General features: G+C 68.6%; 25 protein-coding genes. 8 read left to right on the forward strand and 17 right to left on the reverse strand.

Features of this window, described 5'->3' with window-relative positions:
* Nucleotides 1–68: 68 nt before the first annotated feature.
* The 3 genes from ACZ5BU_RS15845 (at nucleotide 69) to ACZ5BU_RS15855 (ending at nucleotide 5,947) form a co-directional block, all read left to right on the forward strand.
* A complete protein-coding gene (locus ACZ5BU_RS15845) occupies nucleotides 69–920 on the forward strand; it encodes a hypothetical protein (RefSeq protein WP_465699468.1) in 852 nt (283 codons plus the stop codon).
* Entirely contained in the window at nucleotides 917–2,122 is a 1,206-nt protein-coding gene (fahA, locus tag ACZ5BU_RS15850) for a fumarylacetoacetase (protein ID WP_465699469.1), read from the forward strand. The genes ACZ5BU_RS15845 and fahA overlap by 4 nt, the downstream gene beginning before the upstream one ends.
* Nucleotides 2,123–2,212: 90 nt before the next feature.
* Nucleotides 2,213–5,947, forward strand: coding sequence for an endo-alpha-N-acetylgalactosaminidase family protein (locus ACZ5BU_RS15855; RefSeq protein WP_465699471.1), 3,735 nt, complete (start codon nucleotides 2,213–2,215; stop codon nucleotides 5,945–5,947).
* 52 nt (nucleotides 5,948–5,999) lie between these two features.
* Here ACZ5BU_RS15855 and ACZ5BU_RS15860 read toward each other — a convergent pair whose 3' ends face one another.
* The 7 genes from ACZ5BU_RS15860 to hppD all read right to left on the reverse strand — a co-directional run bounded on the left by ACZ5BU_RS15860 (nucleotide 6,000) and on the right by hppD (nucleotide 12,435).
* A complete protein-coding gene (locus ACZ5BU_RS15860) occupies nucleotides 6,000–6,413 on the reverse strand; it encodes a hypothetical protein (protein ID WP_465699473.1) in 414 nt (137 codons plus the stop codon).
* Between the two features lie 70 nt (nucleotides 6,414–6,483).
* Entirely contained in the window at nucleotides 6,484–7,728 is a 1,245-nt protein-coding gene (locus ACZ5BU_RS15865; protein WP_465699474.1) for a HAMP domain-containing sensor histidine kinase, read from the reverse strand.
* Nucleotides 7,729–7,731: 3 nt separating this feature from the next.
* A complete protein-coding gene (cseB, locus tag ACZ5BU_RS15870) occupies nucleotides 7,732–8,397 on the reverse strand; it encodes a two-component system response regulator CseB (RefSeq protein WP_185759410.1) in 666 nt (221 codons plus the stop codon).
* A 48-nt stretch (nucleotides 8,398–8,445) separates the two neighbouring features.
* Nucleotides 8,446–9,045 (reverse strand): hypothetical protein, encoded by a 600-nt coding sequence (locus ACZ5BU_RS15875; RefSeq protein WP_465699476.1) that lies wholly within the window; start codon nucleotides 9,043–9,045, stop codon nucleotides 8,446–8,448.
* 131 nt (nucleotides 9,046–9,176) lie between these two features.
* On the reverse strand, nucleotides 9,177–10,553 hold the full coding sequence (locus ACZ5BU_RS15880; RefSeq protein ID WP_465699478.1) for an FAD-binding oxidoreductase: 1,377 nt from the start codon (nucleotides 10,551–10,553) through the stop codon (nucleotides 9,177–9,179).
* Between the two features lie 45 nt (nucleotides 10,554–10,598).
* Nucleotides 10,599–11,072, reverse strand: a complete 474-nt coding sequence (locus tag ACZ5BU_RS15885; protein WP_465699480.1) for a hypothetical protein — start codon at nucleotides 11,070–11,072, stop codon at nucleotides 10,599–10,601.
* 160 nt (nucleotides 11,073–11,232) lie between these two features.
* Nucleotides 11,233–12,435 (reverse strand): 4-hydroxyphenylpyruvate dioxygenase, encoded by a 1,203-nt coding sequence (hppD, locus tag ACZ5BU_RS15890; RefSeq protein WP_465699482.1) that lies wholly within the window; start codon nucleotides 12,433–12,435, stop codon nucleotides 11,233–11,235.
* Nucleotides 12,436–12,585: 150 nt separating this feature from the next.
* On the opposite strand from hppD, the gene ACZ5BU_RS15895 reads away from it, so the two are divergent.
* Nucleotides 12,586–13,056 (forward strand): Lrp/AsnC family transcriptional regulator, encoded by a 471-nt coding sequence (locus ACZ5BU_RS15895; protein ID WP_465699484.1) that lies wholly within the window; start codon nucleotides 12,586–12,588, stop codon nucleotides 13,054–13,056.
* Here ACZ5BU_RS15895 and ACZ5BU_RS15900 read toward each other — a convergent pair.
* Nucleotides 13,053–13,697 carry an IclR family transcriptional regulator gene (locus tag ACZ5BU_RS15900; RefSeq protein ID WP_141858847.1) on the reverse strand — a complete coding sequence of 215 codons (645 nt, stop codon included), beginning with the start codon at nucleotides 13,695–13,697 and terminating at the stop codon, nucleotides 13,053–13,055. The two genes, ACZ5BU_RS15895 and ACZ5BU_RS15900, sit on opposite strands and share 4 nt — an antisense overlap.
* A 55-nt stretch (nucleotides 13,698–13,752) precedes the next feature.
* On the opposite strand from ACZ5BU_RS15900, the gene ACZ5BU_RS15905 reads away from it, so the two are divergent.
* Nucleotides 13,753–14,505, forward strand: coding sequence for a hypothetical protein (locus ACZ5BU_RS15905; RefSeq protein WP_465699486.1), 753 nt, complete (start codon nucleotides 13,753–13,755; stop codon nucleotides 14,503–14,505).
* Here the strand turns inward: ACZ5BU_RS15905 and ACZ5BU_RS15910 are convergent, their stop codons facing one another.
* Nucleotides 14,506–15,738, reverse strand: coding sequence for an MFS transporter (locus tag ACZ5BU_RS15910; RefSeq protein ID WP_465699488.1), 1,233 nt, complete (start codon nucleotides 15,736–15,738; stop codon nucleotides 14,506–14,508).
* 28 nt (nucleotides 15,739–15,766) lie between these two features.
* On the reverse strand, nucleotides 15,767–16,528 hold the full coding sequence (locus ACZ5BU_RS15915) for a phytanoyl-CoA dioxygenase family protein (RefSeq protein ID WP_465699490.1): 762 nt from the start codon (nucleotides 16,526–16,528) through the stop codon (nucleotides 15,767–15,769).
* 124 nt (nucleotides 16,529–16,652) lie between these two features.
* On the opposite strand from ACZ5BU_RS15915, the gene ACZ5BU_RS15920 reads away from it, so the two are divergent.
* Nucleotides 16,653–17,300 (forward strand): helix-turn-helix domain-containing protein, encoded by a 648-nt coding sequence (locus tag ACZ5BU_RS15920; protein WP_465699492.1) that lies wholly within the window; start codon nucleotides 16,653–16,655, stop codon nucleotides 17,298–17,300.
* Between the two features lie 180 nt (nucleotides 17,301–17,480).
* The gene (locus ACZ5BU_RS15925; protein WP_465699494.1) at nucleotides 17,481–18,023 is read left to right on the forward strand and encodes an NUDIX hydrolase family protein; all 543 of its coding nucleotides are present in this window, start codon (nucleotides 17,481–17,483) and stop codon (nucleotides 18,021–18,023) included.
* Nucleotides 18,024–18,042: 19 nt separating this feature from the next.
* On the opposite strand, the gene ACZ5BU_RS15930 is transcribed toward ACZ5BU_RS15925, so the two are convergent.
* Nucleotides 18,043–19,833 carry a DEAD/DEAH box helicase gene (locus tag ACZ5BU_RS15930; RefSeq protein WP_465699496.1) on the reverse strand — a complete coding sequence of 597 codons (1,791 nt, stop codon included), beginning with the start codon at nucleotides 19,831–19,833 and terminating at the stop codon, nucleotides 18,043–18,045.
* Nucleotides 19,834–20,053: 220 nt separating this feature from the next.
* On the opposite strand from ACZ5BU_RS15930, the gene ACZ5BU_RS15935 reads away from it, so the two are divergent.
* Nucleotides 20,054–20,320 (forward strand): DUF3039 domain-containing protein, encoded by a 267-nt coding sequence (locus ACZ5BU_RS15935; protein WP_465699498.1) that lies wholly within the window; start codon nucleotides 20,054–20,056, stop codon nucleotides 20,318–20,320.
* A gap of 12 nt (nucleotides 20,321–20,332) precedes the next feature.
* On the opposite strand, the gene ACZ5BU_RS15940 is transcribed toward ACZ5BU_RS15935, so the two are convergent.
* The 6 genes from ACZ5BU_RS15940 to ACZ5BU_RS15965 form a co-directional block, all read right to left on the reverse strand.
* On the reverse strand, nucleotides 20,333–20,890 hold the full coding sequence (locus tag ACZ5BU_RS15940; protein WP_465699499.1) for a YqgE/AlgH family protein: 558 nt from the start codon (nucleotides 20,888–20,890) through the stop codon (nucleotides 20,333–20,335).
* A gap of 7 nt (nucleotides 20,891–20,897) precedes the next feature.
* A complete protein-coding gene (locus ACZ5BU_RS15945) occupies nucleotides 20,898–21,281 on the reverse strand; it encodes a VanZ family protein (RefSeq protein ID WP_465699501.1) in 384 nt (127 codons plus the stop codon).
* A 7-nt stretch (nucleotides 21,282–21,288) separates the two neighbouring features.
* Nucleotides 21,289–22,719, reverse strand: coding sequence for an NAD-dependent malic enzyme (locus ACZ5BU_RS15950; RefSeq protein WP_465699503.1), 1,431 nt, complete (start codon nucleotides 22,717–22,719; stop codon nucleotides 21,289–21,291).
* A gap of 63 nt (nucleotides 22,720–22,782) precedes the next feature.
* The gene (locus tag ACZ5BU_RS15955) at nucleotides 22,783–23,778 is read right to left on the reverse strand and encodes a substrate-binding domain-containing protein (RefSeq protein WP_465699505.1); all 996 of its coding nucleotides are present in this window, start codon (nucleotides 23,776–23,778) and stop codon (nucleotides 22,783–22,785) included.
* Nucleotides 23,779–23,791: 13 nt separating this feature from the next.
* A complete protein-coding gene (locus ACZ5BU_RS15960) occupies nucleotides 23,792–24,820 on the reverse strand; it encodes an ABC transporter permease (RefSeq protein WP_465699507.1) in 1,029 nt (342 codons plus the stop codon).
* On the reverse strand, nucleotides 24,817–26,346 hold the full coding sequence (locus ACZ5BU_RS15965; protein ID WP_465699509.1) for a sugar ABC transporter ATP-binding protein: 1,530 nt from the start codon (nucleotides 26,344–26,346) through the stop codon (nucleotides 24,817–24,819). The genes ACZ5BU_RS15960 and ACZ5BU_RS15965 overlap by 4 nt, the downstream gene beginning before the upstream one ends.
* Nucleotides 26,347–26,375 lie beyond the last annotated feature (29 nt).

Below are 26,375 nucleotides of genomic sequence, written 5' to 3' on the forward strand. Positions count from 1 at the left end.
TCTGCTCCGTTGCCCGATAATCGAACGCCTGCGTCCGCTTACCGAAAGCATCCGTTAGGCTCTGGGTCATGTCAACCGTCCCTGCCCTGTTCCGGCACCTGGTCGACGACGCGTCGATGTTCCCCCCGGGCAACCTGCCGCTGCCCGAAGCGGTCGCCGCACACCAGGCCCACCTACAGTCTGCGTACGCCGACCTGGTCGGCCCGTTCGTGTGTACGGACGACAACCTGATGAAGGTCGCTGAAGCCGGCCGCACCGGCGGCGCACCGCTGCGAGTGTCGGTGGTGATCTCGGCTGGAGCGGGTGGGATCGAGCCGGTCGTGCGGTGGGGGGATCGGTCGGCGGATGTCGAGGTGACCGCGGTGGAGGTGCGGTTGCGGGACGAGGACGACCTGTCTCGGAACGCTCTGCGGGTCGTACGGGCTTGTGACGACTGCTTCGACGAGGAGATGGCGTACGTCGAGATCGGCCTGGACGGGGCGTGGGAGCGGGCGCTCGACGTGGTCGCCGACGCCGGGTACGCCGGCAAGCTCCGCACCGGCGGCGTCGACGCCGCGCTGTTCCCGTCCAGCGACCAGGTGGCCGCCTTCATCACGGCCTGCCTGGACCGTGAGGTCCCCTTCAAGTGCACCGCCGGCCTGCACAACGCCGTCCGGCACACCGCCCCGGACACCGGCTTCGAGCACCATGGCTTCCTCAACGTACTGCTCGCCACCCGAGCATCACTTGACGGAGCGAACGCGGACGAGCTGATCGAGCTACTGGAGAACCGCGACGGCGACGCACTGGCCGCGCGGGCGCGTGAGCTGACCGACGACCAGGCCGCGAGTACGCGCCGGTGGTTCACGTCCTTCGGCTCCTGCAGCATCGACGAGCCGCTTCACGACCTGAAATCACTGCAGTTGCTGGAGGACCTGTGAGCTGGATCGACATCCCGGACGGTTCGCCGTTCGGGCCGGACAACCTGCCGCTGGGCGTGTTCCGGTACGGCGACGAGGAGCCGCGGGTCGGCGCCGCGATCGGCGACCAGATCATCGACCTGGCACCGGTCGCGTCCGCGCAGATGCTGGACGGCGCGCAACTGTTCGCCGAACCGACCCTGAACGCCTTCCTCGCCCTCGGCCGTCCCGCCTGGCGCGCGACCCGGAACTGGCTGCTCGACCTGGTCCGCAACGCAGGAGACCGCGACACGGTCGAACCGCACCTGATCCCGCAGTCCGCGGTCACCATGCAACTGCCGTTCAAGGTCGCCGACTACGTCGACTTCTACGCCTCCGAACAGCACGCCACGAACCTCGGCCGGCTGTTCCGCCCCGACTCCGAACCGCTGCTGCCCAATTGGAAACACCTGCCGGTCGGATACCACGGCCGCGCCGGGACGATCGTTGCCAGCGGCACCGACATCGTCCGCCCGTCCGGCCAGCGCAAGGCCCCGGACGCGTCCGCGCCGACCTTCGGCCCGTCCCAGCGCCTCGACATCGAGGTCGAGCTCGGGTACGTCGTCGGTACGCCGTCGACGCTCGGAAAGCCTGTCTCCGTTGAGGAATTCGAGGACCACGTGTACGGCGTGGTGCTCGTCAACGACTGGTCCGCCCGCGACCTGCAGGCTTGGGAGTACGTCCCGCTGGGCCCGTTCCTCGGCAAGTCCTTCGCGACGTCCATCTCCCCGTGGGTGGTCTCGCTCGAAGCCCTCGCCGCGTCCGCCGTCCCCCTCGGCGTGCAGGACCCACCCGTCCTTCCGTACCTCCGCGGACAGCACCTCACGAACTACGACATCACGTTCGAAGTCAGGTTGAACGGCAACCTCGTCAGCTCCCCGCCGTACCGCGACATCTACTGGTCTCCTGCCCAGATGCTCGCCCACCTGACCGTCAACGGCGCCGCCGTCCGCACCGGCGACCTGTACGCCTCCGGCACCGTCAGCGGCGCCGAGAAGAACCAGCGCGGATCGTTCATCGAACTGACCTGGGGCGGCCGCGAACCACTGCTTGTCGACGGCAAAGAACATACCTTCCTCGAGGACGGCGACGAGATCACCATCACCGCCTGGGCAACCACCATCAACGGCAGCCCCCTCGGCCTCGGCGAGGTCACCGGGACGGTCCTGCCGGCGGTCACCTGAGGCTCGGACAGGATTCTTGCCTTGCGTCAATCTGTTCATTAGTGTTCGTTTCTCTTGACGCGCTTGCTGTTACGTGCGAACTTTCTGGGCATGAAACGTTCAGTGGGGTGTGGAGTACTGGCTGTGACGCTAGCTGCCGGTTTGCTGGGCGTGCCCACCGGGGCGCACGCGGCCGGCGACCTGACGTTGCGGTCGCCGGAGCTGACGGTCACCGTGGGAGCGGACTTCCCGCGGGTGATCAAGTACGCCGACAACGCGTCCGGCCAGAGTCTCGGCGGGCAGCCCGACGCGATCTCGACGGTCACGATCGACGGGGTCGCCCGGACCGCGCACCTCGTCGCGCCGGCGGCGATCACCGACACGAAGGCGTCGTACACGCTCGGCTTCGACGCGCTGCCCGGCGTCGAACTGGACACCAGCCTGAGCGTTACCGGCCGGGTGACGACGTTCGCGATCGACGCGGTCCGTGACAGCGAGACGAGCCGCGTACACACGATCGACATCCCGAACCAGGACCTGGTCTCGGTGTCGAGTACGGACGCCGGCGCGACCACCGCGTTCACGACCCTGGACCCGGACTCGACCCGGAACGCGGACAAGATCGCCCCGGTCACCGCGAGTACGCCGGGCGAGGCGTCGCCGACCGGTGCGGCGTACGCGTTCGTCAACACCAGCGGGCTGGCCGCGGGCATCGAGTCGAACTCGACGTACGACAAGCCGTCCGGCCAGTCCGTCGACGACGGCGCCCGGTTCTGGCACCAGGCCCGCAAGGGCAGCGACGGCAGTACCCGCGTCGGCGTCTGGAGCGGCCAGTGGACGTACCGCGCCGACACCTCGCCGTACACCGAACCGCTCCCCTGGGCGAAGGTCGTCGTCACCCCCGACGCGAACCAGGACAAGACCGTGGACTGGGAGGACGGCGCGGTCGCCTTCCGTTCGATCATGGTTGAGCCGAACGGCGGCGACCAGGTCAAGAACCGGGTGATAACCCACATCCCGTTCAACTTCGCCAGCCAGGCCACGCACCCGTTCCTCCGGACCCTCGACGACGTCAAGCGGATCTCGCTGTCCACCGACGGGCTCGGCCAGCTGGCGCTGCTGAAGGGCTACGCATCCGAGGGGCACGACTCGGGACACCCCGACTACGGCGGCAACTACAACCTCCGCGCGGGCGGCCTCACCGACCTGAACACCCTGCTCAAGCAGGGCAAGGCGTGGAACGCGGCGTTCGGCGTACATGTGAACGCGACCGAGTCGTACCCGGAGGCGAACGCGTTCAGTGAGGACCTCGTCGACAAGAACGCCAAGGGCTGGAACTGGCTGAACCAGAGCTACTACATCAAGCAGCGCCCTGATCTTGCCTCCGGCAACATCGTCAAGCGGTTCCAGCAACTGCGCGACGAGACGGACAAGAACCTGCAGGAGCTGTACATCGACGTGTACTACCAGTCCGGCTGGCTGGCCGACGGCCTGACCCGGCAGCTGTCCGCGCAGGGCTGGCAGATCGCGACCGAGTGGGCCGACAGGCATGAGCGTACGTCGCTCTGGTCGCACTGGGCCAACGACCTCGACTACGGCGGTCCGACCAACAAGGGGCTGAACTCGCAGATCATCCGGTTCGTCCGGAACCACGAGAAGGACGTGTGGAACAACGACCCGATCCTCGGCCAGTCGGCGATCGTCGAGTTCGAGGGATGGACCGGCGAGACCGACTGGAACTCCTTCTACACGAACATCTGGCAGCGCAACCTGCCGGCGAAGTTCCTGCAGCAGCAGAAGATCCTGGACTGGAACGCGGGCGACATCCAGTTCACCGGCGGGGTGCGCGGCGCGGTCGAGAACGGCAAGCGAGCCGTGTACGTCGGGAACGCGAAGGTCCTCGACGGCGACAAGTACCTGCTGCCGTGGAACGACAACAAGAAGCTCTACCACTACAACCCGGCCGGCGGACGTACGACGTGGCAGCTGCCGGCGGCCTTCGCCGGAGTACAGACGTTCACCGCCTACCAACTGAGCGATACCGGCAGGACCAAGCCAACCACCATCCGTGCGAACCACGGGTCCATCACGCTCGATGCGATTCCGGGCAAGCCTTACGTGATCTACCCGGTCGCCGCTCCGCAGCCGCCGGTGGTGAACTGGGGCGAAGGCACGCATCTGAAGGACCCTGGGTTCAACGCCGGAAACCTGCAGGCTTGGAACGCGACCGGTGGCGCTTCGATCGCGACACTCGAGAACGGGCAGCACGTGGCTCAGCTCGGGACGAAGGAGTCGTACCTCAGCCAGAAGCTCACCGGGCTGGTCGGCGGGCGTACCTACAGTGCGTCGGCTTGGGTCGAGGCGTACCGTCCGACGACGATCTCGGTCGACGGGGCGAAGAACGTCGTCACGCGGTCCACGGCCGAGAACATGGTTGCTGCTGATGACAAGCACGGAATGTACTACCAGCGAGTGCGAGTCCTCTTTACAGCAAAGGGAAGCACCGCGGACCTGGCAATCGGAGCGGCGGCGGGGGCCGGGCAGGTTCGAGTCGACGATGTGCGGGTGGTCGAGACGACCCCTGCCGGCGCTGCCGAGGACTTCGAGGATGTGGATCAGGGCTGGGGGCCGTTCCTCAAGGGAGATGCGGGTGGCGTGACCGATCCCCGGACCGTGCTCGCCAAGAAGCATGCGCCGTACACCCAGGCGGGGTGGAACGGGAAGCTCGTCGACGATGTGCTGGACGGGAACTGGTCGCTCAAGTCGCATGAGGAGAACGAGGGACTCGTCTACCGGACCGCGCCGTGGACGGTGAACTTCCAGCCAGGGCACAAGTACAAGGTCAGCTTCGACTACGAGAGTGGTCGCGGCGGACAGTACACCTGGGTCCAGGGCGTCGATCGCCCGAACTCGGTCGAGGTCAAGGCGACCCCGATCGGTGAGCAGCGGACGAAGGCGACGTTCGACCAGGAGTTCGTGGCCGGGTGTGGCGGCGACTACTGGGTCGGGCTACGGAAGCTGACCGACGGCGGCGACCAGACCGACTTCGTGATGGACAACTTCGCCGTCACCGATCTCGGTACGACGTCCGAGCCGGCCGACTGCACGTCCGTCGCGGTCAGCGGGCTGAACGGTCTGGTCTCCGGCGAGGCGAACAGCGTCACGACCACGTTCACCAACAACGACGTGGTTGCTGCCAGCAACATCACGCTCGGGTTGACCGCGCCCGACGGCTGGACCGTCACGGCAACCACTCCGGCGACGCACGCAACGGTCGCCGCAGGCGCCACCGCGACGACAACCTGGGACGTCACTCCCCCGGCCGGTACGCCGGAAGGGAAGTACGTGCTGACGGCAACGGGTGGTCAGGCAACGATCACGGCGGAGGCAACCGTACTGCCGCCGGGAATCGTTCCGCAGTCGCGGATCACGGTGGTGGACGTCGACAGCGAGGACGTCGCCACCGGTGGTGCGGCGACGATGGCCCTGGACGGAAACCCCAGCACTATCTGGCATTCCGCCTGGTCCGAGGTCAGTACGCCGGCCGGCTTCCCGCACTTCATGACGCTCGACCTCGGGTCGGCGTACCAGGTGAACGGTTTCAGCTACCTGCCCCGGCAGAGCGGGACGAACGGGATGTTCAAGGGGTACGAGCTCTACGTCAGCGCCGACGGCCAGGACTGGGGTACGCCGGTGGCGACGGGTGAGTTCCCGAACTCCACCGCCGTACAACGGCTGGACTTCACCGCGAAGCCCGGACGGTACGTGAAGTTCGTCGGGACCAGTTCGCTGAACGGCGCGGTCTTCGGATCGGCCGCGGAGTTCAACGTGTACGGAACCCACTAGCGGCAAAGCGGGGCCACCTCCCGCCCCCAGGGAAGTGGCGCCGCCGCGGGTATCACTTGACGTAGGTGATGGACACCGACGGGCTGGCGGTCTTCGCGGCGACGACGCGGAACTTGTTCACGCCGGCGCGGCCGCTGGCCACCCACACCGAGTAGGTGCCCTTGCTGGTCACCTTGGTGGTGGCCGGGAAGTTCACCCACTTGCCGTTCTGCAGCCGCTGCACCTGGACGACGGTGTTCTTCGCGATGCCGGTGGTCTTGCCGGTCAGCGGAACCTTGGCCCAGAGCGGGACGTAGGTGCCGGCGGACTTGATCGTGATCGACTTCGCGACGGCCGGCGTGGAGACGGCGGCCTGCTGCGTGGTGGCGGCGTCGGCCTGCAGCGCACCGGCGACCCCGAGGCCGGCAGCGGACAGGGCGACACCGGCGAAAGCGGCAGCGGTACGGCGAACGAACTGAGTACGCATGATCTGTGGTTTCCCCTCGTTTTGTTGGTGTTACGGAGGAGAAGACGCGACGCGCGCGGGAAAGGTTGTGTTACGACTCCGTCTCAGGTCCGGCGGGCAGCACGAGCCGCGCCAGCGCCCCACCACCAGGGGCTTCGCCGAAGGTGAGGTCGGCGCCGAGCACCTTCGCGTGACCGGCCGCGATGGTCAGGCCGAGACCGTGGCCGACGCCCCGCTCGGCCATCCCGGAGCGGAACCGGCGTGGGCCCTCGGCAATCAATTCCTCGGGATAACCGTTGCCGTGGTCAACTACCTCGACGGTACGGCCGCTGACTGTCACCTCGACCGGCGGCTTGCCGTGCCGCAGGCCGTTCACGATCAGGTTGGCCAGGATCCGCTCGATCCGCCGCGAGTCGGTCGACACCGTCTCGTCCTTCCCGTCCAGGTGGACGACGACGTCGTCGGGCGCGAGCCCCTGCTGCATCCGCAACCGCCCGACGGCCGACCCGACGAACGCGCCGAGCCCGACCAGCTCGAGGTCGGCCTGCTCGACGCCCGAGTCGAACCGGGCGATCTCCAGCAGGTCCTCGACCAGCCGCCGCAGTACCTTGGCCCGGTCCCGGACCAGCTCACTCGGACGCCCCGGCGGCAGCAGCTCTGCCGCCGTGGTCAGACCCGTGACCGGCGTCCGGAGATCGTGCGCGACGTCGGCGGTGAAACGACGTTCGGCCTCGAGCTGACCGCGCAGCGAACTGGCCATGGTGTCCAACGCGGTCGCCAGTGACTGCACCTCGTCCTTGCCCTTGCCAACGGCTTCCGCCGCGGACGCGTCCAGGTCACCGGCCGCGATCCGCCGGGCCGTACCGGCCACCGCGACGATCCGCTTCGACAGGCTGCCCGCGAGGATCACGCTGACCAGCGCGACCAGCGCCACCGTGCCGATCCCGCCGACGAACAGCGCCTGCTGCAACGCCTGCATCGAGTCGTCGGTGTTGTCGTAGTCCTGCTCGATCGACAGCACCTTGCCGTCCTTGACCGCGACCGCCGCCCACATCTTCGCGTGCGGCGACCCGGTCTTGAACGTCGCCCGCTTCCCGGACAGCACCGCGTCCCGGAGCTGCGGCGGCAGGTCCGGGTCGTCGAGCTTCGCCCCGAACACCGGTACGTCGTTGGTGTCGTAGCTCTGCGCCGCGAGCTGGATCCGCTCGTCCGCGAAGCTGCGCGTCCGGTCCAGCCGGGCCGACTGGGCCTGGGTGTAGACCGCGACGCACAGCACCAGGATCGCGAGCGACGAGACCAGCAGGAAGATGAGACCGAGCTTGCCGCGCAGTCCCATTCCCTAGGCCCTGAGTTTGTACCCGAAGCCGCGGACGGTTTCGATGCGGTCGGCACCGATCTTGGTCCGAAGCCGCTGCAGGTGGACGTCGACCAGCCGGCCGTCGCCGCCCCACTCGTAGTCCCAGACGCGCTGCAGCAGCGTCGACCGGCTGAGCACCACCCCGGGGTTGTTCGCGAACTCGATCAGCAGCTTGAGCTCGGTCGGCGTCAGTTGCACGGTCGCGCCACCGCGCCGCACCTCCAAGGCCTCCCGGTCCAGTTCGAGGTCGCCGAACGACTCCACACCGGACCCGGCCGCCGGTGCCGGACGCTCCGGATCGGAGACCGCGCGCCGCATCACCGCCCGCAGCCTGGCCACGAGCACCTGTGTGTCGAAGGGTTTGGTCACATAGTCGTCAGCGCCCGCTTCCAGGCCGAGTACGACGTCGAGGGCGTCTCCGCGCGCCGAGACCATCACGATCGGGACCGTGCTGGTCTCGCGGATCCGCCGGCACACCGAGATCCCGTCCAGGCCGGGCAGCATGATGTCCAGCATCACGACGTCCGGATGGATCTTCTCGAATCGCTCGATCGCTTCCAGGCCGTCTTCGGCCGTGGTCACGTCGTAGCCGTGCCGCTCGAGGGTCAACTGGGTCGCCTCACGGATCACCGCGTCGTCCTCGACCATGAGAATGCGCGCTGCCGGTTCTTCCGGTACCACCGAACTTCAGTCTCCCTACTGGTCCGTCGAGCTCACCTTGGTCATCTGCCGACCGTTCCAACGGTAGACCTCGACCCGGCGACCCGACGGGCAGCAGACCGGGTCGTTGATCGTGAAGATCTTCGACTCGACCACCAGCTCCCCCTGGGGGCTGGCGTTCACGGTCGGCTGCTCGACATCAAGGTTCCAGATCGGCCGCGGGCCCGAGGGCTCGACGGCGATCAGGAAGATACCGAAGACGAACTTCTCCAGAGTATGGATCAGGACGATCTGCTGAGGTGTACCGCTGTGCATTACATCAACGGTCTTACCCCTGCTGAGGCAACGCGAAATCACCGTGCAATTCGAAAGCACTTTCCGGTCGTAGTCCGACAGCCGCTTGTCGGCGAGCAGCCGGGCCCGGACTTTGTACAGGTCAACGGGCTGAACCGGGGTCTGTTCGGGGCGTGGGGACACGGTTCCGGTGCCCACCGCAACGGACGGCGACGAGGTGTCCGGCGGCGGCGATTCGGGGCCTTCGACCCGCAGACCGCCGCCGTTCGCGCAGGCTCCCAGCACCGTTGTCGCGACCAGCGCCGCGACGGCAGGCAGTACGGTACGGCGCAACCGACCCATCGGGCGCCTCCTACCCTGCATCCGGTCCCCCCGCGAGTTCACTAGCTTCCTATGCTCCAGTCCCCACGTCACATTCGATGGCCGTGGACGTCCAATGGGCTCGGCAGTTCTGTTGCGGTTACGTCACAACCTCAATCGGCCACGATCTTGCCCGGGTTCAGCAGGTTCTTCGGGTCCAGCGCGGACTTGATCGCCCGGTGCACGTCCAGCGCGACCGGCCCGATCTCCTCGGCAAGCCAGGACCGTTTCAGGACGCCGACCCCGTGCTCGCCGGTGATCGTGCCGCCGAGCTCCAACCCGATCGCCATCACCTGCTCGAACGCCTGCTGCGCCCGCTCGGCCTGCACCGGGTCGGCCTGGTCGAACACCACCGTCGGGTGCATGTTCCCGTCGCCGGCGTGCCCGAGGACGCCGATCGTGATGTCCAGCTCCGCCGACAGCTGCTCGAGCCGGCCGATGAACTCCGCCAGCCGCGACCGCGGTACGGCGACGTCGTCGATCATCGTCGTACCGAGTTGTTCCAGCGCCGTCAGCGCGACCCGGCGGCCCTCGAGCAGCAGCTCACCCTCCGCGTCGTCCTCGGCCTCGATGCACTCCAGCGCGCCATGGTCCCGGCAGAGCTTGGCGACCGCGGCGACGTCGGCCGCACCCGCCTCGCCACCGGCGTCGGACTGCGCGATCAGCATGGCGCCCGCGTCCTCGGGCAGGTCCATTCGCTTGTACTTGTTGACCGCCTGGATCGTGGTCCGGTCCATGATCTCCAGCAGGCTGAGCGAGACGCCGCTGCGGATGATCTCCAGGATCGCGTTCCCGGCCTCGACGCCGGAGCCGAACAGCGCCGCCATCGTTCGCGGCTTGGCGGCCGCCGGGCGGAGCATCAGGGTCGCCTCGGTGATGATGCCGAGGGTGCCCTCGCTGCCGACGATCAGCTTGACCAGGTCGTACCCGGCGACACCCTTCACGGTCTTCCGGCCGGTACGCAGGACCCGGCCGTCGGCGAGTACGACCTCCAGGCCGAGCACGTAGTCCGTGGTCACGCCGTACTTCACGCAGCACAGGCCGCCCGAGTTCGTGGACAGGTTGCCGCCGATCGAGCAGAACTCCCAGCTGGACGGGTCCGGCGGGTAGAACAGGCCGTGCTCGGCGACCGCGCGGGACAGTACGGCGTTGTAGACACCCGGCTGGGTGACGACGTACCGGTCGACCGGCTCGATCGCCAGGATCCGGTCCATCTTCTCCAGCGAGATCACGATGCAGCCGTCCAGCGCGTTCGCGGCGCCGGACAGGCCGGAGCGCGCGCCCTGCGGGACGATCGGTACGCCGGCCGCGTTCGCGACCCGTACCGCCGCCTGGACGTGCGCGGTCTCCCGGGCCAGCACGACCGCCAGCGGCATCCCGGCCGGGCAGAACATCGCCCGGTCGTACCGGTAGCTCTCCATCCGGTCCGGATCGGTGACCAGCGCTTCGGGCGGCAGTACCTGACGCAGCTGCTCGACAACCTCACTCATGTTCCCGAGCCTAGTTACTACTGCGCGGTACCGCGCACCCCTGTCTCAGCGCGTTCGTCGGGTGGCGTTCTCGGAGATCTCCTCGTAGCCGCCGCCGTAGTTGTGGTACTCGCGGCCGACGGCGGTGAACGTGACGCTGCCGCTGGTCGCCTTCACCTTCGGTGTCCGGCAGCTGCGCTGGCCCTGGATCACCGAACCGTTGCCGCCGCTGCTGTCGCAGCTGAGCACACGGCCGTTGTTGTTGCCGCCGGACTGGACCAGGAAGGCGTTGGCCTTCGCGTTGGCGACCAACGGCGACGCCATGGTGATCTCGGCCCAGTACTGGTTGCAGTTGTCGCGGACGAGCCGGATCGTGCCCCAGCTGGGCGGCTGATGGTTGCGCAGCATCGGCGCGGAGGCGATGGATGTCGCGCCAGAGCAGTTGGCGGCCGTGGCCGCCCCGGCCGGGACCGCGGAGAAGGCGAACACGCCCACCCCGGCCAGGCCGGCAGTGCTGAGCAGAATGCCCAGTGTCTTCATGACGAAACCCTTCCTGAGCGCGCGCCCCGACGCACACTCAGGAAGGCACACTACGCGAACGGAGCCTGCCCCGACAGTCATTCCGGTAATCGGACGGCGACACGCCGTGTGCAGTTGCTTTTGGCAAGCTTTTGAACGTCAAACCCTGCTCGAACCCGGATCACAGGTTGCCGCGGCGCTCCTGTTCGCGCTCGATCGCCTCGAACAGCGCCTTGAAGTTGCCCTTGCCGAAGCCGAGCGAGCCGTGCCGCTCGATCAACTCGTAGAACACCGTCGGGCGGTCGCCGATCGGTGTGGTGAAGATCTGCAGCAGGTAGCCGTCCTCGTCCCGGTCGACCAGGATGCCGCGGGACTGCAACTCCTCGATCGGCACGCGGACGTTGCCGATCCGCGCCCGCAGCTCCGGGTCCTGGTAGTACGAGTCCGGGGTGTTCAGGAACTCGACGCCGTTCGCTCGCATGATGTCCACGGTGCGCAGGATGTCGTTGGTGGCCAGCGCGATGTGCTGCGCGCCGGCGCCGTCGTAGAACTCCAGGAACTCGTCGATCTGCGACTTCTTCTTCGCGATCGCCGGCTCGTTCAGCGGGAACTTCACCCGGTGGTTGCCGTTGGCGACGACCTTGCTCATCAGCGCCGAGTAGTCGGTGGCGATGTCGTCACCGATGAACTCCGCCATGTTCACGAAGCCCATCACCTTGTTGTAGAAGGCAACCCACTCGTCCATCTTGCCGAGCTCGACGTTGCCGACCACGTGGTCGACGGCCTGGAACAGCCGCTTCGGGTGGCCCTCCGGGCGGCGCACCTTGGTCTGCGCGGCGACGAAGCCGGGCAGGTACGGGCCGTCGTACCGGCTGCGGTCGATCAGCGTGTGGCGGGTGTCGCCGTACGCCGCGATCGCCGCGCGGCGGACCGTGCCGTGCTCGTCGGTGACGTCGTTCGGCTCCTCGAGGACGACCGCGCCGACCTTGCGGGCGTGCGCGATGCATTTGTCGACGTCCGGGACCTCGAGGGCGAGGTCGGCGACGCCGTCGCCGTGCCTGCGGTGGTGGTCGAGCAGCGTGCTCTTCGGGCTGACGCCGCCGGAGATGACGAAGCGGGCGGAGCCGGCCTTGAGGACGTACGACTTGGCGTCCTTGCTGCCGGTCTCAGGCCCGGCGTACGCGACCAGGTCCATGCCGAACGCGAGCTGGTACCACTTCGCGGTCTGGGTGGCGTTGCCGACCACGAACACCACCGCGTCCATCGCGGTGACCGGGAACGGGTCGGTGCTCTCGTCGTACGGCACCAGGCCGACGAGCTGCTTCAGCTGGTCGAGGTCGAGATCGGCGTCGAGCTCTGCAGGGGTGAGGTCGGTGCTGGTCATCGGGGTCCTCCCGGGTCGATGTGGTGTCACCGAGCCTTGCCGCTGGGAGGCAGGTTGCGCAACACTTCCTTGTTTGACCAGACAACCTGCACACTACTCTGACCACATCGGTAGGCTATTTGGTCAGTCTGACTATCCGTGGAGGATCGCATGTCCGTCGACGAGTTGGACGCACGGATCCTGAAGCTGTTCGCCGCCGAACCCCGCGTCGGCGTACTCGAGGCGTCCCGCCGCCTCGGCGTCGCCCGGGGAACCGTCCAGGCGCGGCTGGACCGGTTGCAGCGCGACGGCGTGGTACGCGGCTGGGGCCCGGACATCGACACCGCCGCGATCGGCTATCCCGTGACCGCCTTCGCCACCCTGCAGATCGAGCAGGGCTCCGGCCACACCACCGTCGCCGAGGCGCTGGCCCGCATCCCCGAGGTCCTCGAAGTCCACACCATCACCGGCGCCGAAGACCTCTGGTGCCGAATAGTCGCCCGCTCCAACGCAGACCTCCAACGCGTGATCGACCAGGTCGTCATCGTCCGAGGCATCCAACGAGCCTCGACGGTGATCGCGCTAGCAGAACAAATCCCCCACCGGGTACTCCCCCTGGTAGAAGCCGCCACCAAGAACTAGGCGAGGCGCTTGGCTACTTCTACTGCGGCTCGGGCTACTCGGGGGCCGACGAAGTCTCGGTCCAGTTTGCCTAGGACTACTACGCCTATTGAGGCTTCCACGCCTGGGACTCCTAGGACCGGGGACGAGACGCCTTGGGCGCCGGCTTGGAGTTCGCCGGAGGTTACTACGAAGGGGCGGCCGGCGGGGTCGGGTTTGCGGCGGCCGGCGAGGATGGCTTTGCCGGCGGCGCCTTGGTCGAGGGCGTGCCGGGAGCCCATCCGGTAGGAGACGTGGTAGTCGGTCCAGCTCGGTTCGACGACGGCGATCGCGAGCGCCTCCTCACCGTCGGCGACCGTGAGATGTGCGGTGGCGCCGGTGTCCTCGGCGAGGGAACGCAGTACGGGAAGAGCGGCGTCGCGCAAGGTCGGCTGCACGCGGCGGCTGTAGTGGAGCACGGCGAGACCGAGGCGGGCCCGGCCCTCACTGTCGCGGCGCACCAGGCGGTGCAGCTCGAGCGTGTTCACCAGCCGGTACACGACCGTCCGGCTGACTCCCAGCGCGGCGGCGAGCTCGGTGATCGAGAGCCCGTCCGGGGCATCCGCCAGCAACTCGAGGACGGTGAGTCCCCGGTCGAGCGTCTGCGAGGTCTCGGCTGGCACCCAGCAAGAGTATCCGCTATTCGTGCGCGGCCCGATGGGCCCGTATCTTGCTGCCGTGCGAAATTACTGGTCGCTGCTCCCCGCCGTCCTCGTGATCGTGGGTCTGATTCTGGTCTATGCCGTTCCGACCATCATCAACCCGCAGTGGACGAGCTCGATCATGGCGCTGTTCCGCACCGCCCCGCTGCCGGACGACCCGAGCCCGGAGGAGTCCCGCCGGGCGGCCGGCATGCTCGGCCCGCAGCAGCTGCGGTCCCGCCGGATGCTGGCGATCGCGATGGTGCTCGGCGCGATCGCGCTGATCGGCTTCAACATCTTCTCGCTGAACCGCGAGGCGGTCGGCTGCTACAAGGCGGCCCGCGCGTTCGGCGCCGAGGACGGCCCGGACACCAAGGACCCGTGCTACGAGATGATCTACGGCACGTTCCTCGGCGACGGCACCGGGTACGCGGACGAGAAGAACCCGCAGCCGGTGCAGTACTACCAGGTCGTGAAGGGCAAGAAGCCGAAGTACCTGCAGTGGATCCAGAACGCCCCGAAGTACGACGAAGCGGACCTGGTGATTGGCACCCTCGGCAAGTGCGCGTCGGACCTGCGCGTCGAGCAGGAGGACACCGAGATCAAGGTGTACATCGACAGCGACGTACCGTGCCCGCCGGACAGCAACGTCTCGATCACCTCGGTCAAGCTGAAGAAGCCACTCGGCGACCGCAAGCTGGTCACGGTCGGCGGCAAGGAGATGACCGCGATCAACCCGGACATGGACTCCTGGTTCACGGTCGTCAAGAAACTCGTGACCGGCGGTTGATCAGCTCAGCGCGCGGGTCTGGGAGTCGTAGACGCGGAACGGGCGGTTGCGGGCGAGCAGGATCAGCAGACCGGTGACGCAGACCGCGGCACCGCCGAGCAGCGCCACGGTCGGGGTGGTCAGCGAGGACGTCGTACCGACGACGAAGTCGCCAAGCCGTGGCCCGCCGGCCACCACCACGATGAACACGCCCTGCAGCCGCCCGCGCATCGCGTCCGGCGCCGCGGACTGCAGCACGGTGTTCCGGTACGCCGAACTCACCATGTCGGCCGCCCCGGACATCGCGAGCAGCGCGACGCCCAGCCAGATCGTCCGCGACAACCCGAACAGCCCGACGGCCGCCGCGTACGCCGTGATCGCGACCACGATCGCCACGCCCTGGCGGCGGACCCGGGTCACCCACCCGGAGAAGATCACCCCGATCAGCGCCCCGATCGCCGGCGCGGCCTGCAGTACGCCGACGGTCCGTACGCCGCCACCGAAGAACGCACCCGCCACCGCCGGGAACAGCGCCCGCGGCTGCGCGAACACCATCGCGAGGATGTCCGCGAGGAACGTCGCCAGCAACGCCGGCGCCGCGCGCAGGAACGTGAACCCTTCCAGTACGGACCGCAACCCGGCCCGCCGGACCGCCCCGGTCGGCGGCACCGCGGGCAGCCGGAACAGCGCGTACAGCGCGGCGGTGAACGTGACCACGTCGACCAGGTACGCCGCCGCGAACCCCTGCCAGGCGATCACCGCCGCACCGAGCAGCGGCCCCGCCGTGAAGCCCAGGTTGAACGCCGCCTGGCTGAGCGTGTTCGCGGCCGGCAGCAGTTCGGGCCGGATCAGCCGCGGGATGATCGCCGACCGGGCCGGGTTGTTCACCGCGAAGCACGCCGACTGACAGGCGACCACGCCGTACAGCACGCCGACCTGTCCCCAGTCGAGGTGCGACTGCAGGACCAGCACCATCGACAGCAGCCACAGCCCGCTCGACGAGACGAGCGAGAGCGTACGGCGGTCGATCGCGTCGGCCATCGCGCCGCCGTACAGCCCGAACACGATCAGCGGGACCAGCGAGCACAGCCCGACCAGGCCGACCGCGAAGGTCGAGTGGGTCAGCGCGTACACCTGGATCGAGACCGTCACCGCGGTCATCTGCTGGCCGAGCTGCGACACCGTCGACCCGATCCACAACCTGCGGAAGTCGGGGGACTCCCGCAGTGGCCGGATGTCGGTGAGCAGACGCACGCAGACAACTTATGCCACGTTGTAAGTTTCAGACCCTCGGGAAGAGTTCGTGCTCGAGCGGGGCGCCGACGGTGAGGCCGAGGCCGTCGGTGACGACGTGGGCGGAGCCGGTGTACGTCGCCTCCGCGTCGATGTAGATGTTCACGTGCGCGATCCGCGGGTCGTCGGTGAGGTTCGGGGTCGCGGAGTGCGCCAGGTACGCGTTGTGGAAGGTGCAGTCGCCGGCCTGTAGCGGGATCGTCAGGCGCTCCTCCCAGCGCAGGTCGGGCGCGGCGCGGAACATGTCGTCGCGGTCGGACAGGTCCTGGCTGCGCAGGTCCTGGTGGTTCTGCGAGCCGGGGATGAAGGTCATGCAGCCGCGCTCCACCGGTACGTCGACCAGCGCGATCCAGGCGGACAGTGACGCGCGGGAGCCGGCGTGCGGCCAGTACGGCGCGTCCTGGTGGAACTCGGTCGCTGCGCCGTTGTGCGGCGGCTTGATCAGCAACTGGTCGTGCCAGATCCGGACCGGTACACCGGCCAGCGCGGTCGCGGCGGCGGCCAGGCGCGGGTCGAGGGTGAGTTCCTTCAGTACGTCGTTGTGCCGCCAGACGTTGACGTACTGGTTGAAGATCTTCGACCCGCTGTAGTTGTCGTCGGCGCGTTCCGAGGCGGCCAGGGCAGCCTCGGCGAACCGGGCCGCCTCGTCGCGGCCGATGATGTTCCGGATCCGCACCACGCCGTCGCGGCGGTAGGCGGAAATGGTCTCGTCGTCGACCGTGACGGGCGCCGTAGGCTCGGTGGTGGTCATGCGGTGGCTCCTTGGATTCCGTCGTACTGGAAGGTGTTTCCAGCGTCGTGGGTCGATGCCGCCGGGGACAGGATGTGGTTGACCATGGCTTGACCGAAATTGACCTCCTTCTGGTGGGTGGTTCGTGCACAACGTGCTGAGCAGTGAGGTGTTCCCGGATCCGCGGCTGCCGGTGGCGGGTGAGCGGGTCGAGCTGGTTGCGGACGTTGCCGTGCACAGCCACGCGTTCTTCGAGATCGCTGTCGTTGTCGCTGGTCGGGGTACGCATGTGTCGGCGGCCGGCGAGGTGTTGCTCGAGCCGGACTCGGTGGTCGTGATCCGCCCGGGCGAGTGGCACGGGTACGTCGACTGCGACGGCTTGGTCGTCCGGAACGCCTATTTGGGACCGGATGTGTTCGGGTTGTTGTCGGGCGCATTGGTGCCAGGAGGTCCCAGCATCCAAGCGCCCGCGCACCCCGCCGTCCAGCACGCGATGCGCCTGCTGGAAGCCGACCTGGCCGAGCCGTGGACGCTCGAACAGCTCGGAGCACGCGTCAATCTCGCGCCCGGGTATCTGATCCGGCTCTTCGGCAAGTCCGTCGGGATGTCGCCGATGGCGTACCTGAACCGCATCCGCGCCGAGCGGGCCGCCGGCCTGCTGATCGAGACCGAGCTGCCGATCGCGACCATCGGCGCCGCAGTCGGCTGGCACGACCCGAGCCACGCGACGAGAAGATTCCGCTCAACATTCGGACTGAGTCCATCCCAGTACCGATCCGCTTTCAGACCGTAGGCCGGGACTGGCGGTCCAGCGCCGTAGCGAGCAGGTGCTCGGTGCGGTGCATCGGCGCGCGGGGGCGAAGGACTCGATGCGGAGCATCGTGGCCTTTGCACCCGTGCGGCGAGGTGCCGTGCCGAGTGCCGCGCAGTAGGCGATGGATCGCCAGTCCCGGCCTTGCGCAAAGATGTGGTCATGTCTGTGCAAACGCCTGATCCGAATCCCGGCTGGTTGTCCGAGTTCGCGCTCGCCGAGACCCGGTCCCGGGTTCCGATCCTGTACGTCGAGGCTGTCCCGGCCCGGGTCGACGGCCTCGGCCAGATCGAGCACATCGGGGTGCTGCTGCGGACCTCGGCCGCGACCGGCGAGATCATCCGCACCCTGGTCTCCGGGCGGGTGCTGCACAACGAGTCGATCCGCGACGCGCTGCAGCGCAACATCGAGAAGGACCTCGGCCCGGCGGCGTTCCCGCGGCTGCCGGCCACGCTGGTCCCGGTGACGGTCGCGGAGTACTTCCCGTTCCCCGGGATGACCCCGCTGCACGACCCGCGGCAGCACGCCGTCGCGCTGGTGTACGTCGTACCCGTCACCGGCGAGTGCAACCCGCGGCAGGACGCCCTGGAGCTCACCTGGCTGACCCCGGAGGAGGCCCTCGCACCGAGCCTCCTCAACGACCTCGAGGGCGGCCGCGGCCAGCTCCTCAAGCAGGCCCTCGCCTGGTCCGGCGCCATCGTCTGACGCCCCAGCGCGGAAGCGGTCAGGCGCGGCGCTGGGACGCCCAGTCGCGGATCAGTTCGATCCGCTCCTTCAGCTGGATCGACGACGCGTGTGCCGCGGCCGGACCGCCGAGCTTGCGGCGCAGGTCGTTGTGGATGACGCCGTGCGGCTGGCCCGTACGGTGGTGCCAGGCAGCGACCAGACCGTTGAGCTCGCGCCGGAGCAGCGAGATCTGCTCGTGCGTGGCCAGCTCGGTCGGCGTCGGATCCTCGCGATCGCCGGTCGACCGTTGCGACTTCTTCTGCGCCGCCAGCGACTTCTGCTGGCGCTTGTGCAGCAGCTCGCGGACCTGGTCCGGTTCCAGCAGGCCGGGCAGCCCGAGGAAGTCCAGCTCCTCGTCCGACGCGTTCTCGCCGCCGGTGCCGTAGTCGCCGCCGTCGAACACCACCCGGTCGAAGCTGGCGTCCGACCCGAGCGCCTCGAAGTTCCCCTCGAGCTCGTCGCTCGCACCCTCGGTCTGGTTGGCCTGCTTCAGCAGGTCGTCCTCGAGCGCGAAGATGTCGCTGTCGTCGTTGCTGTTCTTGCGGCCCAGGACGTGGTCGCGTTCGACCTCCATCTCGGCCGCGAACCCGAGCAGCCGGGTCACCGACGGCACGAACACCGACGCCGTCTCACCGCGCTTCCGGGCCCGGACGAACCGCCCGACGGCCTGCGCGAAGAACAGCGGCGTCGACGTCGGCGTCGCGTACACCCCGACCGCGAGCCGTGGGACGTCGACGCCTTCGGACACCATCCGGACGGCGACCATCCAGCGCGACTCGTCCGTAGAGAACTTCGCGATCTTCTTGCTCGCCGACTTCTCGTCGGACAGTACGACGGTCGGCGCCTCGCCGGTGAGCTCGCGGAGCGTCTTCGCGTACGCGCGGGCGGTGTTCTGATCGCCCGAGATGACCAGCGCGCCGGCGTCCGGCATGTGCCGCCGTACCTCGGTCAGCCGCTTGTCGGCGGCCGCGAGCACGGCGCCCATCCACTCACCGGCCGGGTCCAGCGCGGTCCGTAGCGCCTGCGCGGTGAGGTCCTTCGTCAACGGTTCGCCGAGCCGCGCGGCGACCTCGTCACCGGCCTTGGTCCGCCAGCGCATCTCACCCGAGTACGACATGAAGATGACCGGACGTACGACGTGGTCGCGGAGGGCGTGACCGTACCCGTAGGTGTAGTCCGCCTTGCTCCGGGCGACACCGTCGTGGCCCTCCTCGTACGTGACGAACGGGATCGGGTTGTCGTCGCTGCGGAACGGCGTACCGGTCAGGCAGAGCCGGCGCGCGGCAGGCTCGAACGCCTCGCGGACGCCCTCACCCCAGCTCAGCGCGTCGCCGCCGTGGTGCACCTCGTCGAGGATCACCAGAGTCTTGAACCGCTCGGTCCGGACCCGGAAGGCCAGCGGGTTCACCGCGACCCCGGCGTACGTCACCGCGACGCCCTGGTAGTCCTTGTTGGTCTTGCCGCGGCGCCCGGCGAACGCGGGGTCGATCGCGATCCCGGCCCGGTCCGCGGCCTCGGCCCACTGCACCTTGAGGTGCTCGGTCGGCGTGACCACGGTGATCCGCTCGATCTGCCGCCGGTGCAGCAACTCCGCGGCCACGGTCAGTGCGAAGGTGGTCTTGCCCGCGCCCGGCGTCGCGACCGCGAGAAAGTCCCGCGGGTTGGCGTCCAGGTACTGCTGGAGCGCCTCGGCCTGCCAGGCTCGCAGCTTGCTCGCGGTACCCCACGCCGCACGGTCCGGATAGGCCGGTGGCAGGACAGCAGGATTGGCCGGCACGTGCGAATCCACAGACAGCTACTCCCCCGAAGGTCGACAGTGTGCCGGGCAGGAAGGTTACCCGAGATCGGTTACGAGAGCAGATCCGCAGGCACCACCGTCACGTCGAACGGGCTGGTCAGGCGCGCCGGTTCGTCCCCGGTGACCTTCGCGACCTGCACATATGCCCGGGGGATCTTGGGGCTGTGGAAAAGTTCCGGGTCGGCTGGTGACACGTCCTACACTCGGGGGTATGAGTACTCAGCTGACCCCCGGCGCGGAGACGGTTGTCGACGAGCGGACCAAGCCGGCACCGGCCGAGCCCGGCGATCACGAGCGGTTCTCGCACTACGTGCCGAAGGACAAGCTGACCGAGGCGATGGTGATGGGCACGCCGGTGGTCGCGCTCTGCGGCAAGGTGTGGGTGCCGAGCCGCGACCCGCAGCGCTTCCCGGTCTGCCCGGAGTGCAAGGAGATCTGGGAGTCGCTCAACCCCGGTGACGAGGGCGGCGAGGAGTAGCCGGACAGGACCTCAGTTCTGGGTCGGGTCGTCCGGGTACGTCGACACGTAGGCCACCTGGTCGCTCTGGCGGCGGAGCACCCGTCGCCACAGCGTGTCCGGATCGTGCCCGAACACGTCCGCGGGCTCGGACTCCACGACGTACCACGCACCCTCGGCGATCTCGCCCTCCAGCTGGCCGCTGGACCAGCCCGCGTACCCGGCGAAGATCCGCATCCGGGTGATCGCGCCCTCGAGCAGCTCCGGCGGTACGTCGAGGTCGACCAGCCCGATCCGCCCGAAGCACTCCCGCCAGCCGGGCGGGTCGATGTCCGCGGCCACCTCGGCGACCGCGAGCGCGCTGTCGGTACCGACCGGGCCGCCCATGAACAGCACGCCCGGCTCGTCGACGGCCGACGACCAGTTCGGCAGCACCCGGTCCACGGACAGGTCCGCGGCGCGGTTGATCACCACCCCGAGCGCGCCGTCGTCGTCGTGGTCCAGCAGCAGGATCACGGACCGGCGGAACGGCGGCTCGTCGAGCAACGGGGTCGCCACCAGCAGCGAACCGGTCAGGGTCGAGACCGTCATACCTCCATCATGGCGTACGACGGGGCAGCCGCGAGCGCTTTACCGTCGCCAGCCACGCACCCAGCGCGACCCCGGCGAGGTCGGCGAGCGTGTCGAACGGGTCGCCGTCGCGCTGCGGCAGGAACCAGTGCTGCACGAGTTCGCTGACCACCGCGTTCGCGGCCAGGGCCCCGAGCAACCAGCGGCCCGGCAGGCCGACCTTCAGGCCGGTGAACGCGACCGCGCCGAACAGGAAGCAGTGCGCGACCTTGTCGATCTGCGGGATGCCCAGGTTCGGACCGGCCTCGCGCGGCGCGTAGACGCCGTACAGCTGCAGCGCCACCGCCGCGACGAAGGCGATCCGCCAGACCCAGATCCCGGCGCGGGACCGGGTTTCCGTCGTGATCGTCATGCAGCAGTCACAGGGCCGGGGCGTCGTCCGGGAAGCTCTCGTGCGCCGGCGCCTTGCCCCCGGCCGCGTCCCGGACCGCGTGCGCGACCCGGGTGTGCACCTCCGGGTGGAAGACGCTGGGCACGATGTAGTCCGCGTTCAGCTCGTCGTCGGTGACGACACCGGCCAGCGCCTTCGCGGCGGCCAGCTCCATGTCGATCGACACCTTCGACGACTGCGCGTCGAGCAGACCGCGGAAGACGCCCGGGAAGACCAGCACGTTGTTGATCTGGTTCGGGAAGTCGCTGCGCCCGGTCGCCACCACGGCCGCGTGCTCGTGCGCCGCGGCCGGGTCGACCTCCGGGTCGGGGTTGGCCAGCGCGAAGACGATCGCGTCCTTGTTCATCGTGGCGATGTCGGCGCCGTTCAGGATGTTCGGCGCGGAGACGCCGATGAACACGTCCGCCCCGCTCAGCGCACCCTTCAGGTCACCGCTGTACTTGGCCGCGTTGGTGTTCTCCGCGATCCAGCGCAGCTCCGGCGACAGCCCGTCACGTTCGGTGTGGATGACGCCCGCGATGTCGGCGACGATCGCGTCCTGCACGCCGGCCTTGAGCAGCAGTTTCAGGATCGCGGTACCGGCCGCGCCCGCGCCCGACAGCACCACCCGGATCTCACCGATGTCCTTGCCGACCACTCGCAGCGCGTTGAAGAGCGCCGCCAGCACGACGACCGCCGTACCGTGCTGGTCGTCGTGGAAGACCGGGATGTCCAGCTCCTCGCGCAGCCGGGCCTCGATCTCGAAGCAGCGCGGCGCGGAGATGTCCTCCAGGTTGATGCCGGCGAAGCCCGGTGCGATCGCCTTGACCACCTGGATGATCGCCTCGGTGTCCTGGGTGTCCAGGCACAGCGGCCAGGCGTCGATCCCGGCGAACCGTTTGAACAGTGCGGCCTTGCCCTCCATCACCGGCAGCGCGGCCTTCGGGCCGATGTTGCCGAGGCCGAGTACGGCGGAACCGTCGGTGACGACGGCGACGCTGTTGCGCTTGATCGTGAGCCGGCGGGCGTCGTCCGGGTTGGCCGCGATCGCCAGGCAGACCCGCGCGACACCCGGCGTGTAGATCATCGAGAGGTCGTCCCGGTTGCGGATCGGGTGCTTGGCCTCCATCGAGATCTTGCCGCCGAGGTGCATCAGGAAGGTCCGGTCCGAGACCCGGCCGATCTCGACGCCCGGCACGGCGCGCATCGCCTCGACCAGCCGCCCGGCGTGCTCGGTGTCGGCCGCGGCGCAGGTGACGTCGATCCGCAGCCGCTCGTGGCCGGACGCGGTCACGTCGAGCGCGGTGACCAGACCGCCGGCCTGCTCGACCGCGGTCGTCAGCTTGCTCACTGTCGAGCCACCCGCGGGCACCTCGAGGCGAACGGTGATGGAGTACGAAACACTCGGTAATGCAGTCACGCGGGTGATCCTCTCATGTCACTGGTAAAGCACCGAGGTTCCGTACGTAAAGTGCACGGGCACTCACCCCGTGGGGTTCTCCTCCGCGTAGATCTTGGCCGCGTTGGACGGGTCGATCAGCCGGGTCGGCAGCGTCTGGGTCTTCGGGATCGTGCCGCAGTCGATCAGGAGCTTCTTGGCGGCGGCGATCGCCTCCTTACCGTTGGTCGGGTAGGTGAAGGTCGCGGACAGCCGGCCCTGTTCGACCGCCTTGATACCGCCGGACGGGATCGGCAGCGCGTCGATGCCGGTGAACTTCATCTCCTTCTCACGGCCGACCGCCTTCGCGGCCAGGTACGCGCCCTCGGCCATCGGGTCGTTGTGCGAGAACACCACGTCGATCTTCGGGTTCGCCTTCAGCAGCGCGTCCATCTGCGACTGGCCCTTCTCCCGCAGCCAGTCACCGCTCGCCGACGCGATCACCTTGACCTTCGGGTTCTCCTTGATCCCCTCGACGAACCCTTCGTGCCGCTCGGCCTGCGGCGTGGCGCCGGCCAGTCCCTTCAGTTCGACCACGTTCCCGCCCTGCGGCAGCAGCTTCTCCGCGATGTACTTCCCGGCCTCGCGGCCGATCTGCACGTTGTCGCCGCCGATGAACCCGGTGTACGCGTCGCCCTCGACCTTCCGGTCCAGCACGATCACCGGGATGCCCTTGTCGTACGCCTTCTTCACCACCGCGGTCAGCGGCTTCGCCTCGTTCGGGCTGATGATCAGCAGGTCGATCTGCTGGGTGATGTAGTTCTCCACGTCCGCGACCTGCTTGGCGTTGTCCTGCGCCGCGTCGGCGAACTTCACGTCGAACTGCGGCACCTCCTTGGCCGCTGCCTTGATGTCGTCGTCCATCCGCTGCCGGTACGGCTCGGCGACGTTCGCCTGGCTCATCCCGATCGTGTACTTGCCGTCGGCACCCTTACAGGACTTCGTTGCCCCGGGCGACGAGCCCGCGGTTCGTTCGTTGGTGGTTCCACAGCCGGCCAGGACCAGGGCGGCGACCGCGGCAACTGCGAGCGGCAACTTCATGACAGACCTTTCGTCAGGAGGTGGGGCGGAGCCGTTGCAGCGCGGCGGCGGCAACGATCACCAGTCCCTTGATCAGGAGCTGGATGTTGGAGTCGATGTTGTTCAGGGCAAGGATGTTGTTCAGTACGCCGAGCAGCAGCGCGCCGGCCACCGTCCCGGCCACCGAACCGCGGCCGCCGGCCAGACTGGTACCGCCGATCACCACCGCGGCGATCGCGTCCAGCTCGTAGCCGATGCCGTCGTTCGGGCTGCCCTGGTTGAGCTGGACGGCGTGCACGATGCCGGCCAGCGACGCGAGCAGCCCGCAGATCGCGAACACCGCGACCTTCACCCGGACCACCGGTACGCCGGACAGCCGCGCGGCCTTCTCGTTGCCGCCGACGGCGTACAGGTGCCGGGAGAACGCACTGACCCGGAGGAAGACGACGGCGGCGGCCGCGACCACCGCGAAGATGATCACCGGGATCGGTACCAGCCCGCCGAAGGTGCGTTCGCCGAGCAGCGCGAACGATGCCGGCGCCTCGTTCGGACCGTTGCCGTACGCGATCGCGACGCCCTGCCCGCCGGACCAGATCCGGGCCAGGCCGCGCGCTATCTGCAGACCGGCCAGCGTGACGATGAAGGACTGGATCCCGATCATCGCGGTCGCGATCCCTTGCAGAGCACCGAACACCAGGCCGATCGCGAGCACGAGCACCACCGACGGCAGGAAGCCCCAGTCGTTCTCGACCATCAGGACTGCCGAACCGACCGCGGCCAGCCCGAGCACCGCGCCGACCGACAGGTCGATGCCGCCGATCAGGATCACGAACGTCATCCCGACCGCGATGATGCCGATCTCCGACACCGCGCGGACCACGTTCGCCAGGTTGTCCGCGCTGATGAACAGGATGTCGCCGTTCTTGCGCGGCGAGAAGATGATCGCCGCGACGAACACCGCGATCAGCCCGAACACGCTCTGGAACCGGAACAGCGTCGCGGCCACGCTGCGCTGCTCGGCCGGGGGCGCAGCCACCACCGGGGGGTCCTGTACGTCGGTCATCGCACTCCTCCGGCTTCGATGTGTCCCATCGCGGCGGCGAGCAGATCGCCCTCGCCCGAGTCCGCCGTACTGAACGACGCCACGTCCTTGCCGTCCCGCAGGACGACGACGCGGTCGCAGACCCCGACCAGTTCGGGGAGTTCGGACGAGGCGAGCAGTACGCCGATACCTTGCGCGGCGAGCTCTCCGAGCAGCCGGTAGATCTCGGCCTTGGCACCGACGTCCACGCCACGCGTCGGCTCGTCCAGGAGCAGGAGCTTGGGCTCGGTCAGGAGCATCCGGCCGAACACGACCTTCTGCTGGTTCCCGCCCGACAGCGTGCCGACCTCGTCCTGCAGCCGCCCGAACTTCAGCCGTAACCGGTCCGCCATCGACAGCGACGCGGTCCGTTCCAGCCGGCGCGCGACCACCCCGAGCCGGCCGTACGCCGGGAGACTCGAGACGACCGTGTTCGCGAGGATCGAGTGGAACAGCACGAGCCCGGACGCGCGCCGGTCCTCCGGGACAAAGCCGATGCCCTGGGCAAGCGCCTCGCGCGGGCCGCGCGGGTGGATCGGCTTGCCCTGCAGGAGGATCCGGCCGGACCGCGCGCCGCCGGGCGCGACGCCGTACAGGGTCTCGAGAAGTTCGGTACGGCCGGCGCCGAGCAGTCCTGCCAGTCCGACGATCTCGCCGGCGCGGACGGTCAATGAGATACCGTCCGGGTCGCGACGGCCGGAACGCCTGGCCTTCACGGCGAGGTTCTCGACGCGGAGCAGCTCGTCGCCCGTTTGGCTGTCAGGCGTGGTGAACATGGTCTGCACCGGGCGGCCGACCATCGCCTCGACGACTTCGGCGGTACTGAGTTCGCGCGGGTCGAAGCTGGTCACGATCCGGCCGTTGCGGAGGACTGTCGCGCGGTCGGCGATCTGGGCGATCTCCTCCATCCGGTGCGAGATGTAGACGATACCGACGCCGCGCTGGCGGAGTTCGCGGATCACGTCGAAGAGCCGTTCCACCTCGGACGTGGTGAGCGCGGAGGTCGGCTCGTCCATGATCAGCACCCGGGCGTCGAGCGAGATCGCCTTCGCGATCGTGACGAGCTGCTGCTCGCCGACGCGGAGATCGCCGACCGGGCGGCGCGGGTCGAGACTGACGCCGCCGCGATCGAGCAGGTCGCGCGCCGCACGTTCCATCCGGCGGCGGTCGACGGTGCGGTACGGCGTGCGGAGCTCGCGGCCGAGGAAGATGTTGTCCGCGACGGACAGGCCGGGGACCAGGTCGAGCTCCTGGTGGATCATCGCGATACCCGCGGACTGCGCGTCGGTCGGCCCGCCGAACCGGATCGGGCGGCCGTCGATCGCGATGCTGCCGTCGTAGTCCGTGACGTCGCCGGAGAGGATCTTCATCAGCGTGCTCTTGCCGGCCCCGTTCTCGCCGAGCAGCGCGTGCACCTCACCGGCCCCGAGCGCGAAGTCCACCTCGTGACACGCCCGCACCCCGCCGTACCGCTTCCCGATCCCACTCATCGTGACGAGGTTCGGCACCACAGCACCTCCACGATTCGGGCGAGTAA

The sequence above is a fragment of the Kribbella sp. NPDC031520 genome (assembly GCF_055580825.1).

Excerpts from the sequence above, each read along its gene's own strand:
- ACZ5BU_RS15845 (WP_465699468.1), top strand. The coding sequence starts at position 69 with ATGTCAACCGTCCCTGCCCTGTTCCGGCACCTGGTCGACGACGCGTCG.
- ACZ5BU_RS15855 (WP_465699471.1), top strand. The coding sequence starts at position 2,213 with ATGAAACGTTCAGTGGGGTGTGGAGTACTGGCTGTGACGCTAGCTGCC.
- ACZ5BU_RS15860 (WP_465699473.1), bottom strand. The coding sequence starts at position 6,413 with ATGCGTACTCAGTTCGTTCGCCGTACCGCTGCCGCTTTCGCCGGTGTC.
- ACZ5BU_RS15865 (WP_465699474.1), bottom strand. The coding sequence starts at position 7,728 with ATGGGACTGCGCGGCAAGCTCGGTCTCATCTTCCTGCTGGTCTCGTCG.
- cseB (WP_185759410.1), bottom strand. The coding sequence starts at position 8,397 with ATGGTCGAGGACGACGCGGTGATCCGTGAGGCGACCCAGTTGACCCTC.
- ACZ5BU_RS15875 (WP_465699476.1), bottom strand. The coding sequence starts at position 9,045 with ATGGGTCGGTTGCGCCGTACCGTACTGCCTGCCGTCGCGGCGCTGGTC.
- ACZ5BU_RS15880 (WP_465699478.1), bottom strand. The coding sequence starts at position 10,553 with ATGAGTGAGGTTGTCGAGCAGCTGCGTCAGGTACTGCCGCCCGAAGCG.
- ACZ5BU_RS15885 (WP_465699480.1), bottom strand. The coding sequence starts at position 11,072 with ATGAAGACACTGGGCATTCTGCTCAGCACTGCCGGCCTGGCCGGGGTG.
- hppD (WP_465699482.1), bottom strand. The coding sequence starts at position 12,435 with ATGACCAGCACCGACCTCACCCCTGCAGAGCTCGACGCCGATCTCGAC.
- ACZ5BU_RS15895 (WP_465699484.1), top strand. The coding sequence starts at position 12,586 with ATGTCCGTCGACGAGTTGGACGCACGGATCCTGAAGCTGTTCGCCGCC.
- ACZ5BU_RS15915 (WP_465699490.1), bottom strand. The coding sequence starts at position 16,528 with ATGACCACCACCGAGCCTACGGCGCCCGTCACGGTCGACGACGAGACC.
- ACZ5BU_RS15925 (WP_465699494.1), top strand. The coding sequence starts at position 17,481 with ATGTCTGTGCAAACGCCTGATCCGAATCCCGGCTGGTTGTCCGAGTTC.
- ACZ5BU_RS15935 (WP_465699498.1), top strand. The coding sequence starts at position 20,054 with ATGAGTACTCAGCTGACCCCCGGCGCGGAGACGGTTGTCGACGAGCGG.
- ACZ5BU_RS15940 (WP_465699499.1), bottom strand. The coding sequence starts at position 20,890 with ATGACGGTCTCGACCCTGACCGGTTCGCTGCTGGTGGCGACCCCGTTG.
- ACZ5BU_RS15945 (WP_465699501.1), bottom strand. The coding sequence starts at position 21,281 with ATGACGATCACGACGGAAACCCGGTCCCGCGCCGGGATCTGGGTCTGG.
- ACZ5BU_RS15955 (WP_465699505.1), bottom strand. The coding sequence starts at position 23,778 with ATGAAGTTGCCGCTCGCAGTTGCCGCGGTCGCCGCCCTGGTCCTGGCC.
- ACZ5BU_RS15960 (WP_465699507.1), bottom strand. The coding sequence starts at position 24,820 with ATGACCGACGTACAGGACCCCCCGGTGGTGGCTGCGCCCCCGGCCGAG.